Raw genomic sequence first — 13,220 nt, 5'->3', positions numbered from 1 at the left:
CGGAGGCGAGATGATGAGATCTGCTATCGGATGGTTGATCGTTGCCGGTCTTGCCGCTGGTTTCGCCGCTGCCGCCAAGGCCGAAGAAGTCGACATCGGGAAGGCAGAGTTTCTGTCGTCATGCGCGAGTTGTCATGGCGCCGACGCAAAGGGCAAAGGCCCCGTCAGCGGCCAGCTCAAGACACCGCCTTCCGACCTGACCATATTGGCCAAGACCAACAACGGGGTGTTTCCCACCAACGCCGTCTACGAGACCTTGTATGGGTCGAAATCAGTCCCGGCTCACGGCACGCGTGAAATGCCGGTCTGGGGCGAGCGGTTCAACCCCATCGTCAGCCTGCCTCACGCTGTCGATCCCACTTATTGGCAAAAGGCCGGGCCGCAGCAAAGCCCGGAGGTCGTCGTGCGGACTCGCATTCTCGCCGTGATCGATTACCTGAACCGAATTCAGCAGAAATAGCGACCGAACAGCGTCGCCGCAGGGAGGCCGCTCGCCGCCTGCTACGCGACCTGACTTGCCGCCCAGCGATCCGGGTCGGGACTATGTCCGATCAGCGCCAGCCCATAGGCGATCGACTCGAACTGGTCGCCTGACATCAGCCGTTCGTTGCCGAACCGCTCGGCGAACAGTTTCCGGACGGCCGGCACAAAGGACGTGCCGCCGGTCAAGAACACCTTCTCGATCTCGCGCGCGGTGACGCCGGCCTCGCCCAGCACCTTGTCGACGGTCGCGCCCAGCCGGGCGATATCGTCGGCGATCCAGGCTTCGAAATTCTTCCGTGTGATGGCCGCGCCGATATCGACGCCGCCGCCCCTAAAGCGGAAGTCCACCTCGTCCTGCGCCGACAGCGCGACCTTGGCATCGGTCACGGCGCGGTAGAGCGAAAAGCCGAGGTCGAGATCGACGATGGTGATGAAATCCTCGAGCAGATCAGGCTTCAGCGCAGTGCGCTGGAGTTCGCGGAGTTCGCGCAAATCGCCGTTGCTCTTCATCATCGCGAGCTGATGCCAGCGCGCGAGGTTGGTGTAGTGGCCGTTCGGGACCGGCAGCACCTTGTCGAACGAGCGAAAGCTGGAGCCTTTGCCGAGCCGCGGCGATACGACGTGGTCGACGATGCGATAGTCGAAAGTGTCGCCTGCGATGCCAATGCCGGCATGGCCGAGCGGCTCGGCGCGAAGGCTGCCGCCCGCACGCGAGAAACGCATCACGGAGAAATCGCTGGTGCCGCCGCCGAAATCGGCAACCAGCACGGTGGCATCCCGCTCCAGCCGGCGCGCGAAGGAAAACGCCGCGCCCACGGGCTCGTAGACATAGCGCGCGTGACCGGCGCCGAGCCGCTCGAACGCGGTCCGGTAACGCTGCATCGCCAGCGCCTCGTCGGGATTGCCGCCGGCGAAACGCACCGGGCGACCGACCGTGATATTCGCCGCCTCGAAGCCGAACTTCCCACCGCCATGGCGCGCCAGCGTCCGCAGGAACGCCGCCAGAATATCCTCGAACTTGTAGCGCTGCCGGAACACCTGCGTGGTGTTGAAGCTGCTGCTCGCCGCAAACGTCTTGAACGACTGCAGGAAGCGGTAAACGTGGCGGCCTTCGAGGAACTGCTCGATCGCCCACGGACCCCCCTCGGCCTGGGCGCCGGCGCCCGGCCGGTCCTCCCAGAAGCACAGGGCCGACACGTAGACGCTGTGGCGCTGTCCGCCATGATCGAAGCGGATGGCCTCGACCCGGCGGTCGTCCGCCGCAATCGCGACGACCGTATTGCTGGTCCCAAAATCGATGCCGATCGAGACGGCGGGCGAGGCGCTCGACATGAACCACTCTGACGGAGGATTGGAAGGGGGCAGAGCACTAACGGCTTTGCCGTCCCCTTGCAAGACCTGGTCGGAGCAAGACCTGGTCAGAGATGGTCGCGTCCGGACCTCATGCCAAGGCTTTTGATATTCACGTCGATCAGTTGGACTGATCGCCTCGACGCCAGGCCGGAAACGGATCGGCAAGAGCGGACCATGCGGCGATGTCCATCGTCGACGTTTCCGGGACGAGACATGCGTCGAGCCTGCGGCGGATCTCGGCTTCGTCCATGCCGGTGCCGATGAACACGATCTCCTGGCGGCGATCGCCGTAGACCTTGTCCCAATACTGGCCGAGCCGCTTGCGCCAGGCCTCATCATTCGGCCACCGCTCCTTCGGGACGCTCGCCCACCAGAAACCCAGCGCTTCGGTCCTCACGATCGCTCCCGCCTGGCTGATCTCGCCGAGCCATTGCGGCCGCGTCGCCAGCCAGAAATGACCCTTCGCCCGGATCACGCCCGGCCAGGATGCCTTGACGAACTTGTCGAACTTCGACGGATCGAACGGCCGGCGGGCGCGATAGACGAAGTTCTTCACGCCATATTCCTGCGTTTCAGGCACGTGGTCGGCGAAACCATAGAGCTCCTTGTACCAGAGCGGATGCTGCTGGGCCTTCTCGAAGTCGAACCGGCCGGTCTTGAGCACGCGGTCGAAGGGCACGCGGCTGTGATTGGCTTCGATGATGTCGGCTTCGGGATTCAACGAGCGGATGATCTGGCGTGCCGCCTCGCGCTGTTGCGGCGAGGCATCGTCCACCTTGTTGAGGACGATCACGTCGGCGAACTCGATCTGCTCGACGAGGAGATCGACCAGCGTCCGCTTGTCGCCGTCCAGCGCCTCGCCGCGTTCGCCGAGGAACTCGGTCGAGGAATAGTCCTTGAGCAGGTTGGCGGCGTCGACCACCGTCACCATCGTGTCCAGGTGGGCGATGTCGGAGAGGCTTTCGCCCTCTTCCGAGCGGAAATCGAACGTCGCTGCGACCGGGAGCGGCTCCGAAATGCCCGTCGATTCGATCAGCAGATAATCGAAGCGCCCGCTTTGGGCGAGCGCACGTACCTCCCTCAGGAGATCGTCGCGCAGGGTGCAGCAGATGCACCCGTTGGTCATCTCCACCAGTTTCTCGTCAGTCCGCGAGAGGTTGGCACCACCATCGCGGACCAGGTCCGCATCGATGTTCACCTCGCTCATGTCGTTCACGATCACCGCCACTTTCAGGCCGTGCCGGTTGTTCAGGACGTGGTTCAGCAAAGTGGTCTTTCCAGCCCCGAGGAAGCCGGACAAGACGGTGACGGGGAGTTTGGGCATGGAGATCGAACAGCCTCTTGAGCGGGATGGGTCGAGGGCGGCGAGACACGGCATCTCACTATGTAATGTTATAACATTACATTCTTTATTCGGCGCGCCGGTGTCAAGGGGCTCTGTCCTGGGCGAGTGACCGGGTATGCCGCAATGCGGAAGAACGAATGCTGCCATGCAAACAAAAACATGGACGCTGGCATCTGGTATACATAAACTGCCCTTCGAAATGAGGCAGCAAGGCTGACTGTCTCCAGAAAGGGATTTCCGATGTCCAAGACCGCTTCCGTCGCTCTCGCCCCCTCCGCCTCGCTGTTCGCCCGCCTGATGGCCGCGATCGACAGCTTCCTGATGGCGAGCGCCGAGATTTCCAATCGCAACGGCGACCTGCCGCGTTTCGGCCTGTAGGAAGGCCTTGTCCGCCCGCCAAACGGCGGAGCTGACAGACCCCGCAGACACCCGGTTCGGTCAAATGGCCCCGCACGTTCGGGGCCATTTTCTTTTGCCTCCTTGCCTGGGCTTGCGACCTCAACTGCGACAATTCGTCCGCCGGACTGGCTGCCGATCCGATTGTTTGTTTGCTGGCATCGCGCATACCATTGGACAAGCAAGCACGATTGCACAATCCAAGGTGTAAGGCGTGGAAACGTAACGCAGGACGGGAACAGCCGAGGGCACACGCACCGCGAGCCTTGGCGGAACCTTAGCCGAAAGGAGCGGATGCCGCGCGGTGTCCCTCCTCATACAGTTTCTATCGGGACTGCCATGGGAGATCGACCGCAAGGGTGACACCAGGCATCTGAATCGAGATGGGCTGACGCAAGTCGACAAAGAGCGGCTGCGTTGAGGGTTCGACAGGGAGAGAAACAAATGAAGCCATCCGTTCTGAGTGTCGCTTTGGCGGCAATCGCGATGTCGTGCGCGAGCAGCACCGCAAGCCGGGCTGCCTGGGAGCCGGTCCGTCCGGTCGAGTTCATCGTGCCCGCGGGCACCGGCGGCGGCGCCGATCAGATGGCACGCACCATTCAGGGCATCGTCACCAAGCACAACCTGATGAAGCAGCCGATGGTCGTCATCAACAAGGCGGGCGGCGCGGGCGGTGAAGGCTTCCTCGATGTGAAGACGTCGTCGGGCAATCCGCACAAGATCATCATCACGCTGTCGAACCTGTTCACGACGCCGCTGGCCACCGGCATTCCGTTCAACTGGAAGGATTTGACGCCGGTGGCGATGCTGGCGCTCGACGAATTCGTGCTCTGGGTGAATGCCGAGAAGCCGTACAACAGCGTCAAGGATTACGTCGACGCCGCGAAGAAGGCACCAAGCGGCTCGTTCAAGATGGGCGGCACCGGCTCCAAGCAGGAAGACCAGATCATCACGGTCGGCATCGAGAAGGCGATCGACGCCAAGTTCACCTACATTCCCTACAAGGGCGGCGGCGAAGTCGCCGTCCAGCTCGTCGGCAATCACGTCGATTCGACCGTCAACAATCCGATCGAGGCGGTCGCGCAATGGCGCGGCGGCAAGCTTCGCCCGCTCTGCGTCTTCGACGCCCAGCCGATGGCCTATGACGAACCGATCGCCGACGGCAAGGCCTGGAAGGATATTCCGACCTGCAAGTCGCAGGGGCTTGCGATGGAATATCTCATGCTGCGCGGCATCTTCATGTCGCCCAAGGCGACGAAGGACCAGATCGAATACTATGTCGAGCTGTTCAAGAAGGTGCGCGCCACGCCGGAATGGCAGGAATTCATGAAGAGCGGCGCCTTCAACACGACCTTCATGACCGGCGCCGACTACGCCAAATGGGTCGAGGCGGAGGAGAAGCGCCACGAAGGCTTGATGAAGGAAGCGGGCTTCCTCGCATCGGGGAATTGAGCCGCGACTTCGACGATGGCTGAGGACGCTGCTCGTCCTCACGCCCGCCGCGACCGCGAAGGACTGCGTTTCCGCCTGGAGGCCCCATGACTGAACGATCTGAACGCGGCCCGACCCACAAGACGCTGGAAATCGGGATGGCGCTGCTGATCGGCGTCTTCGGCCTCGTCGTCATCTTCGGCAGCCTGAAGGCCGGCATCAACTGGGGCGCGGAGGGCCCGCGTGCCGGCTTCTTCCCCTTCTATATCGGCGCCGCCATCGTCGTGGCGAGCGCCATCAACCTCTGGCATGCGCAACGCGACGACGATGGCCGGCTGTTCGCAGAATGGGGGCAGCTGCGCCAGGTCATGAGCGTCGTCGTGCCGACCGCGATCTATGTCGGCTCGATGCCGTTCATCGGCCTCTACGTCGCCTCGATGGTTTTCATCGCCTGGTTCATGCGCTGGCTCGGCGGCTATCGCTGGCTGACGACCATCGCGGTCGCGGTCGGCATGCCGGTCCTGACCTATCTCGTTTTCGAGCGCTGGTTCCTGGTCCCGCTGCCCAAGGGGCCGCTCGAGGAATGGCTCGGCCTGTGAGAGCCACGCATTCATTCAATTGCTGCTGCAGGACGTTTTGACATGGAAGAGTTGGCCAATCTGTTTCACGGCTTCGCGGTCGCCCTGCAGCCCTACAACATCATGCTGATGATCATCGGCATCACGCTCGGGGTCATCATCGGCGTGCTGCCGGGGCTGGGGGGCGCCAACGGCGTCGCGATCCTGCTTCCGCTGACCTTCAGCATGCCGCCGACATCGGCGATCATCATGTTGTCCTGCATCTATTGGGGCGCATTGTTCGGCGGCGCCATCACCTCGATCCTGTTCAACATCCCCGGCGAGCCCTGGTCCGTGGCGACCACTTTCGACGGCTATCCGATGGCGCAACAGGGCAGACCCGGCGAAGCCCTGACCGCCGCCTTCACCTCCTCCTTCGTGGGCGCGCTGTTTGCCGTCATCATGATCACGCTCGTCGCGCCCCTCGTTGCGGGCTTCGCACTGCGATTTGGTCCGGCGGAGAAGTTCGCGGTGTACTTCCTCGCGTTCTGCAGCTTCGTCGGCCTCAGCAAGGAGCCACCGTTCAAGACCATCGCGGCGATGATGATGGGCTTTGCGCTCGCGGCGGTCGGCCTCGATTCGATCACCGGACAGTTACGGCTGACCTTCGGCATCACGGAGCTGCTCAACGGATTCGACTTCCTGATCGCCGTGATCGGGCTGTTCGGCATCGGCGAGATCCTGCTGACCATGGAGGAAGGGCTGGCGTTCCGCGGCGGCAACGCGAAGATCAACCTGCGCGTCGTACTTCACACCTGGCGCGAGCTGCCCGCCTATTGGATGACCTCGCTGCGCTCCTGCCTGATCGGCTGCTGGATGGGCGTCACCCCCGCGGGCGCAACGCCGGCCTCCTTCATGAGCTACGGCATTGCCAAGCGCCTGGCGCGACGCGGCAACAATTTCGGCAAGGGCGAGATCGAAGGCGTGATCGCGCCGGAGACGGCCGCGCATGCCGCGGGCACCGCAGCGCTGCTGCCGATGCTCTCGCTCGGCGTGCCGGGCTCGCCCACAGCCGCCGTCCTGCTCGGCGGATTGTTGATCTGGGGCCTGCAGCCCGGCCCGATGCTGTTCGTCGAGCAGAAGGAATTCGTCTGGGGCCTGATCGCGTCGATGTATCTCGGCAACCTGGCCGGCCTCATCGTCGTGCTCACCTGCGTGCCGATCTTCGCCGCGATCCTCCGCGTGCCCTTCGGCATCATCGCGCCGCTCATCCTGGTGCTCTGTGCGATCGGCGCCTATTCGGTGCACAACAGCACCTTCGACGTGATGCTGATGCTGGTGTTCGGCGTGCTCGGCTATCTCCTGAAGAAGTGCAACTACCCGCTCGCCCCGCTGGTGCTCGCCATCGTGCTCGGCGACAAGGCCGAGGAAGCCTTCCGCCAATCGCTGCTGGGCTCGCAGGGATCGCTCGGGGTGTTCTTCTCCAACGGCCTCGTCAGCACGATCATGGCGCTCGGTCTGGTCGCCTTGTTCTGGTCCGCGATCCAGGAAGGCTATAGCCGGTTGCGCACGTCGATGGCGTGAGGCGCGACCGCGCCATCAGCACCAACGCCAAATTGCCGCAGGTCGGACTTCTGGAATATAGAATTCCAGAAATCGCGTGGTCAGCGACGGACCGCACGTCGGCAGCGCGCGCGTGGAGAAGCCCCAACCGCGCGGGCTTTCAACAGCGGTCTTGCGGCGTCGGGACGACACGAAAGCAAACACTGAATCAATCACTTGATCAGGATCGACCGGCACTTCCGCGCGTATGCCGGCCGCGATTGGGCTTTACAATCCAGCCCTCATCGCGCATCTGAACAGGCCCGCGTTATTTCGCCGCACCTCCCGTCCTCCGCTTGAATCTTGGCATAATGAATACCAGGATGCGGGCAGCGCATGCATAAAAATGATCGGCGCATTCGGGAGGGTTTTTAATGACGGACATGGTGCAGTCGGCAGCGGCCCCCAGTGCCGCACGCGTAAGCGATGCGTACCGCTGGGCGCAGTTGGCGATCGGTGTGATGGCGATGGTGATGATCGCCAATTACCAATATGGCTGGACGTTCTTCGTCCCCGACATTCAGAAGACGTTCGGCTGGGATCGCGCATCGATCCAGTGGGCCTTCACCCTTTTCGTGTTGTTCGAGACCTGGCTGGTGCCGGTCGAAGGATGGTTCGTCGACAAATACGGCCCGCGCATCGTCGTGCTGGTCGGCGGCGTGCTCTGCGCCATCGGCTGGGCGATCAACGCGCAGGCCACCTCGCTCAACGGCTACTATCTCGGCATGATCATCGCAGGCATCGGCGCCGGCGGCGTCTACGGCACCTGCGTCGGCAATGCGCTGAAATGGTTTCCGGACAAGCGCGGTCTTGCCGCCGGCATCACCGCCGCGGGCTTCGGTGCAGGCTCTGCGCTGACCGTTGCGCCGATCCAGGCCATGATCAAGGACAGCGGCTTCCAGACCACCTTCCTCTATTTCGGCCTCGGCCAGGGCATCATCATCTGCATCCTCGCCTTCTTCCTGCTCGCGCCGAAGGCAGGCCAGGTGCCGAACGTGGTCGCGAATGCCAATATCATCCAGACCCGGCGCAACTATCAGCCGACCGAAGTGCTGCGCCAGCCGATCTTCTGGCTGATGTACTTCATGTTCGTGATCGTCGGCGCCGGTGGACTGATGGTTACGGCGAACCTGAAGCCGATTGCGGTTGACTGGAAGGTCGACAGCGTGCCGGTGACGCTGATGGCCGTGACGATGACGGCGGTGACCTTCGCGGCCACGATCGACCGCGTGCTCAACGGCCTGACGCGTCCGTTCTTCGGCTGGATCTCCGACATGATCGGCCGCGAGAACACGATGTTCATCGCCTTCGGCATGGAAGGGTTCGGCATCTGGATGCTCTACCTCTGGGGCCACGATCCGATCTGGTTCGTGCTGCTCTCGGGCTTCGTGTTCTTTGCCTGGGGTGAGATCTACTCGCTGTTCCCCTCGACCTGCACCGACACGTTCGGCGCCAAGTTCGCGACCACCAATGCCGGCCTGCTCTACACCGCCAAGGGCACCGCCGCGCTGCTGGTGCCGATCGCCAACTACATGCAGCAGTCGTCGGGGACCTGGGACGCCGTGTTCATCATCGCGGCCGGCGCCAACATCCTGGCTTCGCTGCTGGCGATCGCGGTGCTGAAACCCTGGCGCAAGGTCGTGGTCGCGAAATCGACCATCTGACCATTCCACCGCAGTTCACGCGAGCACGACGCCCGGCCTCACGGCCGGGCGTTTTCGTTTGACAGAAGACCGCCGTGATTGGCGGGACGCGGCCTGACCCCGCCGCATTTTGTGAACGCCGAGCCAAGATAACGCTTGCAATCTGGAATATCGTATACCAATCTCCGGACGACGCCTGCGACGATAAGACACAATATTTGCGACATCAGGTCACCTTGTCGAACTGATGTACGACAGACAGGCGCGTTGGGAGGTTCTGATGATTTCCAGCCCGGATGGCGCCGTCACCGCCGCGCCGCTTCGCACCGGCTTCCGCTGGCTCCAGCTCGGCATGGGCATCGTCTGCATGGCGATGATCGCCAATCTGCAATATGGCTGGACGCTGTTCGTCGATCCGATCGACGCCGCCCATCATTGGGGGCGCGCCGCGATCCAGCTCGCCTTCACCATCTTCGTGGTCACCGAGACCTGGCTGGTGCCGGTCGAGGCCTGGTTCGTCGACAAATACGGCCCGCGCATCGTCGTCATGTTCGGCGGCGCGATGATCGCACTGTCCTGGATTCTCAACTCCTATGCCGACAGCCTCACCCTGCTCTACGCAGCCGCGATCATCGGCGGCCTGGGCGCGGGCGCGGTGTACGGCACCTGCGTCGGCAACGCGCTGAAATGGTTTCCAGACCGTCGCGGTCTCGCGGCAGGTGCGACCGCCGCCGGCTTCGGCGCAGGCGCCGCGCTCACGATCGTTCCGATCGCGAGCATGATCGCCGCGAGCGGCTACCAGCACGCATTCCTCACCTTCGGCATCGGCCAGGGCGTCGTCGTGTTCGTGCTCGCCTTCTTCATCCAGCCGCCGCGGATCTCGATTCCGCCGAAGAAGAAGCAGCTCAATCTGCCGCAGACCAAGATCGACTTCACCCCGCCGCAGGTGCTGCGCACCCCTGTTTTCTGGGTGATGTATCTCGTCTTCGTGATGGTTGCCTCGGGCGGCCTGATGACCGCGGCGCAGATCGCCCCGATCGCGCACGACTACAAGATCGCGAATAGTCCGGTAACGCTCGCCGGCTTCCAGATGGCGGCCTTGACGTTCGCGATCTCGCTCGATCGCATCTTCGACGGTTTCGGGCGTCCGTTCTTTGGCTGGGTCTCCGACACGATCGGCCGCGAGCCCACCATGTTCATCGCCTTCGGCACCGCTGCCCTGATGTTGCTGACGCTGTCGGCCTATGGCCACCTGCCGACCATCTTCGTGCTCGCGACCGCGGTCTATTTCGGCGTGTTCGGCGAGATCTACTCGCTGTTCCCCGCGACCTGCGGCGACACCTTCGGTGCGAAGTTCGCGACCACCAACAACGGCATGCTCTACACCGCCAAGGGCACGGCCTCGCTGCTCGTCCCGCTCGCAAGCGTGATCTCCACCGCCTATGGCTGGAAGGCCGTGTTCGTGATCGCGGTGGCGCTGAACGCAACGGCGGCGCTGACGGCGCTGCTCGTGATCAAGCCGCTGCGCCGCTCCTTCATCCTCGGGAAGGAAGCCGAGAGCACTGGCGCCGCCGCCGGCACTGCCAAAACCGAGACGGTGTAAGCACCCGCACGGATTTGCATGCTCGAGAAGGGGCGCAGGGATGCGCCCCTTCTTCTTTTGGGCCCACGACAAACGTCAGTATGACTGTCGCAAGATTTTTCGGATCAGCCAAATCCAGCGCTTGACGATTGGCATTATGTATACCACACTTCCCTCGTCATTCACCCAGGGAGGTTGCAATGCTGGTCGGAGACATTCTGCGCAAGAAGACGCCGCGCGTTGTCACGGTGCGTATGAACGAAACGGTGGGTATCGCGGCCAAGCTGATGCGCGCCAACAACATCAGTGCTCTGGTGGTGAAGGACGTGGTCCGCTCCGAGGGCAACACCGCGGTCGGCATGTTCACCGAGCGCGACGTGGTGCGCGCCGTCGCCGAGCACGGCGCCAACGCCGTCAATGTCAAGGTCTCGCAGCTCGTCTCGGTGCAGCAGCTGGTGTCCTGCACCTCCTCGGATCCGATCGAGCACGTCCGCCATCTGATGAACCGTCATCACATCCGCCATCTGCCCGTGATCGACGATTACAGCCTCATCTCCGTCATCAGCATGCGCGACATCGCCGCGGCCGTCGACGAGGCCCTCAACGGCACGCCGCAAGCGGCAGCCTAAAAGAGCTCGCCTTACGTTCAGTCACGGAACAGCTGCGCGCCCTCTCCCGCTTGCGGGAGAGGGCTGTCTCAGCCAAGCGAGACTCCTCAAGAGGACAGAACCCTCACCCGCCGCGCTCGGGACGATGCTTCGCATCGCCCGGGGCGCCAAGGCCGAAGCTCGGCTTCGGCGTTCTTAAGAACGGCCGCCGGAAGGCGGCCTTTGCTCTTCCGCAAGCGGGAGAGGTGCCGCGAACCTGTGTCACGACCGATCGAGCCATTTCCCCAATCTTGGTCCCGCGAGGATTTCATGAAGATCTGCATCTACGGCGCCGGCGCAATCGGCGGATATCTCGGGGTTCAGCTCGCGCGTGCGGGCGCCGATGTCAGCCTGGTCGCACGCGGCCCGCACCTTGCCGCGATGCGCGAGCGCGGCCTGACGCTGCTCGCGGGCGAGGAGCAGCACACCGTACATCCGCGCTGCACCGACGATCCCGCCGAGCTTGGCGTGCAGGATTTCATCATCATTACGCTGAAGGCGCATTCGATCACCGGCGTGATCGAGAAGATGCGGCCGCTGCTCGGGCCTCACACCCGCATCGTCACGGCCGTCAACGGCATTCCCTATTGGTACTTCTACAAGCACGGCGGGCAATACGAGAACTCGACGCTGGAGAGCATCGACCCCGGCGGGCGGCAGTGGCGCGAAATCGGCGCCGAGCGCGCCATCGGCTGCATCGTCTATCCCGCCACCGAGATCGAGGCGCCCGGCGTGATCCGTCACGTCTACGGCAACAACTTTCCGCTGGGCGAGCCCTCCGGCGAGATCACTGATGACGTGCAGCGTCTCGCCGACCTGTTCGCCGCCGCCGGGCTGAAGGCGCCGGTGCTCGACCGCATCCGGGACGAGATCTGGCTCAAGCTGTGGGGTAACGTCTGCTTCAATCCGATCAGCGCGCTGACCCACGCCACGCTCGACGTGATCTGCACCGATCCGGCGACGCGCGCACTGTCCCGCGCGATCATGGTGGAGACGCAAGCCATCGCCGAGACGTTCGGGGTCAAGTTCCGCGTTGACGTCGAGCGCCGCATCGAGGGCGCCCGCAAGGTCGGCGCGCACAAGACATCGATGCTCCAGGATCTCGAGCGCAGCCGCCCGATGGAGATCGATCCGCTCGTCACGGTGGTGCAGGAGATGGGCCGCCTTACCGGGATCGCCACGCCTGCGCTCGATTCAGTGCTGGCCATGGTGACCCAGCGCGCCCGCATCGCCGGCCTTTATGACGGGGTCTCGACGCCATCAGATCCGCGCGCACTGGCGGTGGCATGATGGCGAGCGAGATCAACAAGTGGCTCCGCTTCCGGAGCAATGGCGCGACCGGCTTCGGCACGCTGAGCCCATCAGGCATCAGCGTGCATGAAGGCGAGATGTTCGGCCGCAGCACCGCTACCGGCAAGACGCTGTCGCTGTCGGAGGTCGAGCTGCTCGCGCCCTGCGCGCCGAGCAAGATCGTCGCGCTCTGGAACAATTTCCACGCGCTCGCGGCAAAGCTCAACCACCCCGAGCCGCCGGAGCCGCTCTACCTGCTGAAGGCCACCACCAGCATCGCCGCCCCCGGTGCGGTGATCCGCCGCCCGTCCTCCTACGACGGCAAGACGACCTATGAGGGCGAGCTCGGCATCGTCATCGGCAAAGCCTGCGCGCGCGTGCCGCCGGCAGAAGCGGATAGCTTCATCTTCGGCTACACCTGCGTCAACGACATCACCGCCAACGACATCCTGACGCGCGACCCCACCTTCCCGCAATGGGCCCGCGCAAAGGGCATCGACGATTACGGCCCGTTCGGCCCTGTCATCGCGACCGGCATCGATCCGGCCGGGCTCGTGGTCCGTACCATCCTCAATGGCGCGGAGCGGCAGAACTATCCGATCTCGGACATGATCTTCAGCGCTCAGGAGCTGGTCAGCAGGATCTCCCATGACATGACCCTGCTGCCCGGCGACCTCATCGCCGTCGGCACTTCCGTCGGCGTCGGCGTGATGAAGGAACCGGTCAACACGGTCACCGTCGCGATCGACGGCATCGGCGAGCTGACCAACGAGTTTCGGATGTAGCCGCCCCGCAGCGCAACAAAATTGATCCGGCGCAAATCGGCCGGCGCGGCCACCGGTATCCTTTCCTTTGATGCAAGGGAGGACGCCATGACGAATGCCGCCAATG

General features: G+C 63.6%; 12 protein-coding genes. 10 read left to right on the top strand and 2 right to left on the bottom strand.

Features of this window, described 5'->3' with window-relative positions; genetic code table 11:
* Positions 1-10 precede the first annotated feature (10 nt).
* A complete protein-coding gene (locus EDE08_RS17185; RefSeq protein WP_165935989.1) occupies positions 11-460 on the top strand; it encodes a c-type cytochrome in 450 nt (149 codons plus the stop codon).
* A gap of 41 nt (positions 461-501) precedes the next feature.
* On the opposite strand, the gene EDE08_RS17180 is transcribed toward EDE08_RS17185, so the two are convergent.
* A complete protein-coding gene (locus tag EDE08_RS17180; protein ID WP_131870168.1) occupies positions 502-1,815 on the bottom strand; it encodes an Hsp70 family protein in 1,314 nt (437 codons plus the stop codon).
* Positions 1,816-1,954: 139 nt separating this feature from the next.
* On the bottom strand, positions 1,955-3,160 hold the full coding sequence (gene zigA, locus EDE08_RS17175) for a zinc metallochaperone GTPase ZigA (RefSeq protein WP_131870169.1): 1,206 nt from the start codon (positions 3,158-3,160) through the stop codon (positions 1,955-1,957).
* A gap of 261 nt (positions 3,161-3,421) precedes the next feature.
* On the opposite strand from zigA, the gene EDE08_RS38475 reads away from it, so the two are divergent.
* The 9 genes from EDE08_RS38475 (at position 3,422) to EDE08_RS17130 (ending at position 13,114) form a co-directional block, all read left to right on the top strand.
* On the top strand, positions 3,422-3,559 hold the full coding sequence (locus EDE08_RS38475; protein WP_165935988.1) for a hypothetical protein: 138 nt from the start codon (positions 3,422-3,424) through the stop codon (positions 3,557-3,559).
* Between the two features lie 462 nt (positions 3,560-4,021).
* Positions 4,022-5,029, top strand: a complete 1,008-nt coding sequence (locus tag EDE08_RS17165; RefSeq protein ID WP_131870170.1) for a Bug family tripartite tricarboxylate transporter substrate binding protein — start codon at positions 4,022-4,024, stop codon at positions 5,027-5,029.
* Positions 5,030-5,115: 86 nt separating this feature from the next.
* Positions 5,116-5,607 (top strand): tripartite tricarboxylate transporter TctB family protein, encoded by a 492-nt coding sequence (locus EDE08_RS17160; protein WP_131870171.1) that lies wholly within the window; start codon positions 5,116-5,118, stop codon positions 5,605-5,607.
* A gap of 42 nt (positions 5,608-5,649) precedes the next feature.
* The gene (locus EDE08_RS17155; protein WP_131870172.1) at positions 5,650-7,149 is read left to right on the top strand and encodes a tripartite tricarboxylate transporter permease; all 1,500 of its coding nucleotides are present in this window, start codon (positions 5,650-5,652) and stop codon (positions 7,147-7,149) included.
* Between the two features lie 392 nt (positions 7,150-7,541).
* Positions 7,542-8,831: an oxalate/formate MFS antiporter gene (gene oxlT, locus EDE08_RS17150; RefSeq protein ID WP_061883315.1), complete on the top strand. Its 1,290-nt coding sequence runs from the start codon at positions 7,542-7,544 to the stop codon at positions 8,829-8,831.
* A gap of 259 nt (positions 8,832-9,090) precedes the next feature.
* Positions 9,091-10,413, top strand: a complete 1,323-nt coding sequence (gene oxlT, locus EDE08_RS17145) for an oxalate/formate MFS antiporter (protein ID WP_131870173.1) — start codon at positions 9,091-9,093, stop codon at positions 10,411-10,413.
* A gap of 179 nt (positions 10,414-10,592) precedes the next feature.
* Entirely contained in the window at positions 10,593-11,021 is a 429-nt protein-coding gene (locus EDE08_RS17140; protein ID WP_028180493.1) for a CBS domain-containing protein, read from the top strand.
* A gap of 288 nt (positions 11,022-11,309) precedes the next feature.
* A complete protein-coding gene (locus EDE08_RS17135) occupies positions 11,310-12,329 on the top strand; it encodes a 2-dehydropantoate 2-reductase (protein WP_131870174.1) in 1,020 nt (339 codons plus the stop codon).
* On the top strand, positions 12,326-13,114 hold the full coding sequence (locus tag EDE08_RS17130) for a fumarylacetoacetate hydrolase family protein (protein ID WP_131870175.1): 789 nt from the start codon (positions 12,326-12,328) through the stop codon (positions 13,112-13,114). Before EDE08_RS17135 ends, EDE08_RS17130 begins: the two co-directional genes overlap by 4 nt.
* Positions 13,115-13,220 lie beyond the last annotated feature (106 nt).

Origin of the sequence: Bradyrhizobium sp. R2.2-H, assembly GCF_004346455.1 — a bacterium.
GTDB lineage: Bacteria > Pseudomonadota > Alphaproteobacteria > Rhizobiales > Xanthobacteraceae > Bradyrhizobium > Bradyrhizobium diversitatis.
The sequence above is the reverse complement of the archived record's forward strand: the minus strand, read 5'-3'. Positions and strand labels throughout refer to the sequence as shown.